The organism is Glaciimonas immobilis (assembly GCF_011947285.1).
Classification (GTDB): Bacteria; Pseudomonadota; Gammaproteobacteria; order Burkholderiales; family Burkholderiaceae_D; genus Glaciimonas; species Glaciimonas immobilis.
In genome coordinates, this window is the sequence record NZ_JAAOZT010000025.1 from 1 (window position 1) to 5,474 (window position 5,474).

Below are 5,474 nucleotides of genomic sequence, written 5' to 3' on the forward strand. Positions count from 1 at the left end.
TTTACCATGATCAACGTGACCAATCGTTCCGACGTTGACGTGCGGCTTGGTCCGTTCGAATTTACTTTTTGCCATTTTATTCTTCCTTCAAAAGAGCGATTATTCAATGAAATACTGAAATTTTTCAGGTAAATGCTCACCTCTTGCGAGATGGGCACCGTACCGTATGTTGCTTAGTCTTTACTTGGTCTTCGATGTCACGATGGCGTCGATGATGTTCTTCGGCGCTTCGGAGTAATGCTTGAATTCCATCGAGTAAGTTGCACGACCTTGAGTGGCCGAACGCAACGAAGTCGAGTAACCAAACATTTCCGACAATGGCACTTCGGCTTTAATGATCTTGCCGCCGCCGCCTTCGATTTCATCCATACCTTGCACCATACCGCGACGCGACGACAAGTCGCCCATCACTGTACCGGCGTAGTCTTCTGGCGTCTCAACTTCAACAGCCATCATAGGCTCCAGAATGACCGGGCTGGCTTTACGGCAACCATCTTTGAAAGCCATCGAAGCAGCCATTTGAAAGGCGTTTTCGTTGGAGTCGACATCATGGTATGAACCGAAGAACAGCGTGACTTTAACGTCAACCACTGGATAACCGGCCAATACACCTGAAGTCAGGGTAGCGCGCACGCCTTTTTCAACTGCAGGAATATATTCGCGCGGAACAGTACCGCCCTTGATCGCGTCAACGAATTCAAAACCTTTACCAGGTGCTTGCGGCTCGATCTTCAATACCACGTGACCGTATTGTCCACGACCACCAGATTGCTTAACGAACTTGCCTTCGCTTTCTTCGCATATCTTACGGATAGTTTCGCGATACGCAACTTGTGGCTTACCGACAGTCGCTTCCACGCCAAATTCGCGACGCATACGATCGACAATAATATCCAGATGCAACTCGCCCATACCGGCAATGATGGTCTGACCTGATTCTTCATCAGTCTTGACGCGGAACGATGGATCTTCAGCAGCCAGACGATTCAGGGCCAGACCCATTTTCTCCTGGTCAACCTTGGTCTTAGGCTCTACAGCCTGTGAGATCACCGGCTCAGGGAATATCATGCGCTCCAGCACCACGATCGCTGAAGGATCACACAATGTATCGCCGGTGGTTGTATCTTTCAGACCAACGACTGCAGCGATATCACCCGCCAGCATTTCTTTAATTTCTTCGCGTTGATTTGCGTGCATCTGAACAATACGGCCGATACGTTCTTTTTTCTCTTTAACAGAGTTATAAACGGTGTCGCCCGAATTCAAAGTGCCTGAATAGCAACGGATGAAGCACAATTGACCAACAAACGGATCTGTTGCAATTTTGAATGCCAATGCTGAGAATTTCTCAGTATCTTCTGCTTTACGCACGACCGGCTCGTCATCGTCATTCATGCCAGGTACTGGCGGAATATCGACTGGCGATGGCAGGTATTCAATCACGCCGTCCAACATTGCCTGCACACCCTTGTTTTTAAAGGCTGTACCGCACATCATTGGCACGATTTCACTAGCGATAGTACGCTGGCGAATCGCCGCTTTGATTTCTTCTTCTGTCAGATCACCTTCGTCGAGGTACTTGTTCATCAGTTCTTCTGATGCTTCAGCAGCCGCTTCGACCATGTTCTCACGCCATTTTTTGGCTTCGACCAGCAAATGCTCAGGGATATCGCGGTAATCAAACTTCATACCCTGAGTTGAATCATCCCAGTAAATCGCTTGCATCTTAACCAGGTCGATGACGCCTTCAAAATTTTCCTCGGCACCGATAGGTACTTGCATAGGAATTGGGTTTGCTTTCAAACGCGCACGCATTTGCTCGTAAACTTTGAAGAAGTTCGCGCCAGTACGATCCATTTTATTGACAAAAGCCAAACGTGGAACCTTGTACTTATTGGCTTGACGCCATACTGTTTCAGATTGCGGCTGAACGCCACCAACCGCACAGTACACCATGCAAGCGCCATCCAATACGCGCATCGAACGCTCAACTTCAATCGTGAAGTCGACGTGACCTGGCGTATCAATGATGTTGATGTGGTGCGGAGGGAAGTTACCCGCCATACCTTTCCAGAAACAGGTCGTAGCAGCGGAAGTAATCGTGATACCGCGCTCTTGCTCTTGTTCCATCCAGTCCATGGTGGCAGCGCCATCATGCACTTCACCAATCTTGTGGTTCACACCGGTGTAGAACAACACACGTTCCGTGGTCGTTGTCTTACCGGCATCAATGTGAGCGGAAATACCGATGTTGCGATAGCGCTCAATGGGGGTCTTGCGAGCCATGATTTATTCCTAAGTCTTTTAATGCACGAAACCGAGCGCTATTTTTCAATGAAAATATGCGCTCGGCTCGAGCAAATTTCAGATGCGAACAACTGTCCCCATCTCGGGAGACAGCCATCCAGTCTATTAGAAGCGGAAGTGCGAGAACGCCTTGTTCGCTTCTGCCATACGGTGTACTTCATCGCGCTTTTTCATTGCACCGCCGCGACCTTCAGCAGCTTCGAGCAACTCACCGCCGAGGCGTTGTGGCATCGATTTTTCGCTGCGCTTGTTAGCTGCTTCACGCAACCAACGCATCGACAAAGCCATACGACGGATAGGGCGAACTTCTACTGGTACCTGGTAGTTTGCACCACCAACGCGACGCGATTTAACTTCAACCAGCGGCTTGCAGTTACCAATAGCCAGAGCAAACACTTCCAGCGGATCTTTGCCGGATTTAGTCTGGATGTGCTCAAAAGCACCGTAAATAATGTTTTCAGCTACCGATTTTTTACCGGAAAGCATCAAGACGTTGACGAATTTCGCAACATCAATGTTACCGAATTTAGGATCCGGCAATATGTCCCGCTTGGGAACTTCACGACGACGTGGCATTTCGATTCCTTTCAATCTTCAGTTGAGTGTGTGGAGCCTTGCTCCTGCACCCTCGCGGACAGCCATCATAGCTCTCCACTTACTCGGCCCATTGGGGACCGACACCTATTTCATCTGGCCTGAGCCTGACAAAAAATTATTTCTTTGCTTTAGCGCGCTTAGTACCGTATTTCGAACGCGATTGTTTACGATCCTTGACGCCTTGAGTATCCAATGCACCGCGAACCATGTGGTAACGCACACCCGGCAAATCTTTTACACGGCCGCCGCGTAACAACACGACGCTATGCTCTTGCAGGTTATGGCCTTCACCGCCGATGTACGAAATAACTTCGAAACCGTTGGTCAAGCGTACCTTGGCAACTTTACGCAGAGCCGAGTTTGGCTTCTTTGGAGTTGTCGTATAAACACGGGTACATACTCCGCGTTTTTGTGGGCTGTTTTCCAGCGCCGGCGATTTGCTTTTTACAACAGCAGATACGCGTGGCTGGCGAATCAATTGATTGATGGTTGGCATCGTTTTTTATCCAACAAAATTACGACGTTAATAACAACAATCCCGAAATCGGTTGTCCGGGATTGGACAGATACTTGCACGAAAATCCCGCGCAGTTCGATTTGGCTATAAAGGAGAAACGCACCTCAGCAAGAAAAGCCAGCCGGGGAACATTCAAGACCAATAAAACTTGGAATCGAGAACCCGCGAGTATATCGGTATGCTGCTGCTTGGTCAAGCCGCCCGGAACTATATACCTGAATGTTCATTCTTCGCAACAGTGTTCTGTACCGGCATTGTCGCCGCAGGTCGGTAGTTGAGGCGATTCCCTGACTATCGGCAGCCCCCAATCATTTTGTTCTTTCGAACCTGACGCTGTTCCGCCAGCAATAATGGGTACGCCGCCTTATCGGGAGCCGATTTTTCTTGCGTGTAGGTGCCAATTTTTCAGCGTTGCGGGATAATACATTTCCTCTTTACACTGTGATGACAATGCCTCATTTGCTGCGCCGGAATAACTTCTTTGTATTAATCACTTACCTCATTCTTTCGCTGGTACCCTTTTCACCGTGGATATTCGGTCAGGTTGTATCCCGTCCGTGGCGCATTGTGGCAACGGAGTTCATCGCGTGGGTCGCCGCATGGGCGCTCTTCAAGCGTCCGGCATGGTTTCACTGGTTGTTATTGCCGGCGTTTATCGTGCTTCCGGTCGAACTATATTTGCGTAAGTTTTACGGACAAGGTATCTCTACCCACCATCTCGGGATCATCATCGAGACCTCCCCGGCAGAGGCGCTCGAGTTTCTGGGTAATAAATTTTGGCTGCTGGCGTTTTTGCTGGTGTGCATTATCGTATGGTGGGCATTAAGCTGGTTTGCGGCGGCGCGCACCCGCGATCTGGACTGGCATGGCCGCTCGCGCTGGGGCATCTGCCTGTTACTGGCGGCGGCACTTGGCTTATGGTTGTATGGTCAGCAATATGGTGTCAAGGAATTTGCCAATCCGTTCGCCGATACGCCTTTGGCATCTATCAAAAGTTCTGCCCCCCCTTCCCAATCAACGCTAGGCATAGATAACCTAGGCCACCCGTCTGGCAGTGGGCTCCTGCACTCCACGCTGACATCTGGACACAGTACTAGCGTGGTCATGGCTGCGGCCGCCGCAAGGTTCGGGCAGTTACCCGGTTGGCTCAGCGTCCCCTTTGCTGCGGAGTCGTTCGGCGGGACCTGGCCATTCGGCCTCGCGGTGCGAGGATTCGATTTCTGGAAAGAGCATAGATACCTAAAAGATTTACAGCAAAAAAATCAACATTTTGCCTTTGGCGCGCATCAGGTAAGTCATCAGGACACGGCGCAAATCGTGGTAATGGTCATCGGGGAATCCTCCCGTTATGACCGCTGGAGCCTCAACGGCTATGCACGCGAGACCAATCCCCTGCTCAAACAGGAACCCAATTTAGTCAGTTTTTCAGACGTGCTGACCGGCGTTGCCGCAACGCGCCTGTCGGTTCCCGTAATGATCTCGCGCAAATCCGTGACGCAGAGTTTGCGCGCAGGATTCAATGAAAAGTCGTTCATCACTGCGTACAAAGAAGCCGGTTTCAAGACCTACTGGATATCCAATCAGATGTCCTTTGGCAAATTTGATACGCCTATTTCAGTTTTCGCGAATGAAGCGGACGTTACGCAGTTCCTTAATTTGGGTGGCTTTACGGACATATCTAGCTTTGACCAGGCGTTGCTGCCCCCGCTAGAGGCCGCAATGAGGGATCCAAACCTTAAGAAATTGATTGTATTGCATACCTTAGGAAGTCATTGGAACTATAGCCATCGTTATCCGCAGCAATTTGATCAATGGAAACCCTCGCTGTTCGGCATTATCAATCCCGCCTATACCAAGTTGGCGAATAAGGCCGCATTAAATAACAGTTACGATGGCTCGGTGCTATACACAGACTGGTTTCTGGCGCAGGTGATCAAGTCGCTAAAAGCAAGCAATCAGCTCACAGCGATGATGTACTTTTCCGACCACGGCGAGATCTTGTACGACGGCAATTGCAAGATTGCTTTCCATGGTCACAATACCCAGTTCGAGT

Annotated in this window: 4 protein-coding genes and 1 pseudogene; 1 reads left to right on the top strand and 4 read right to left on the bottom strand. The window is 49.9% G+C overall.

Translation table 11 applies throughout. The annotated features are described in order from the left end of the window. The 4 genes and pseudogenes from HAV38_RS21470 to rpsL all read right to left on the bottom strand — a co-directional run. Positions 1-75 (bottom strand): annotated as a pseudogene (locus HAV38_RS21470) (GTP-binding protein); the annotation flags it as partial. A gap of 105 nt (positions 76-180) precedes the next feature. Continuing rightward, the gene (gene fusA, locus HAV38_RS21475) at positions 181-2,286 is read right to left on the bottom strand and encodes an elongation factor G (protein ID WP_168057465.1); all 2,106 of its coding nucleotides are present in this window, start codon (positions 2,284-2,286) and stop codon (positions 181-183) included. A gap of 126 nt (positions 2,287-2,412) precedes the next feature. After that, positions 2,413-2,883: a 30S ribosomal protein S7 gene (rpsG, locus tag HAV38_RS21480; RefSeq protein ID WP_108441496.1), complete on the bottom strand. Its 471-nt coding sequence runs from the start codon at positions 2,881-2,883 to the stop codon at positions 2,413-2,415. A gap of 136 nt (positions 2,884-3,019) precedes the next feature. After that, positions 3,020-3,400 (bottom strand): 30S ribosomal protein S12, encoded by a 381-nt coding sequence (gene rpsL / locus HAV38_RS21485; protein WP_168057467.1) that lies wholly within the window; start codon positions 3,398-3,400, stop codon positions 3,020-3,022. A gap of 471 nt (positions 3,401-3,871) precedes the next feature. Here rpsL and HAV38_RS21490 point away from each other — a divergent pair. Then, a partial coding sequence (locus HAV38_RS21490) for a phosphoethanolamine transferase (protein ID WP_168057469.1) occupies positions 3,872-5,474 on the top strand: 1,603 nt, incomplete at its 3' end.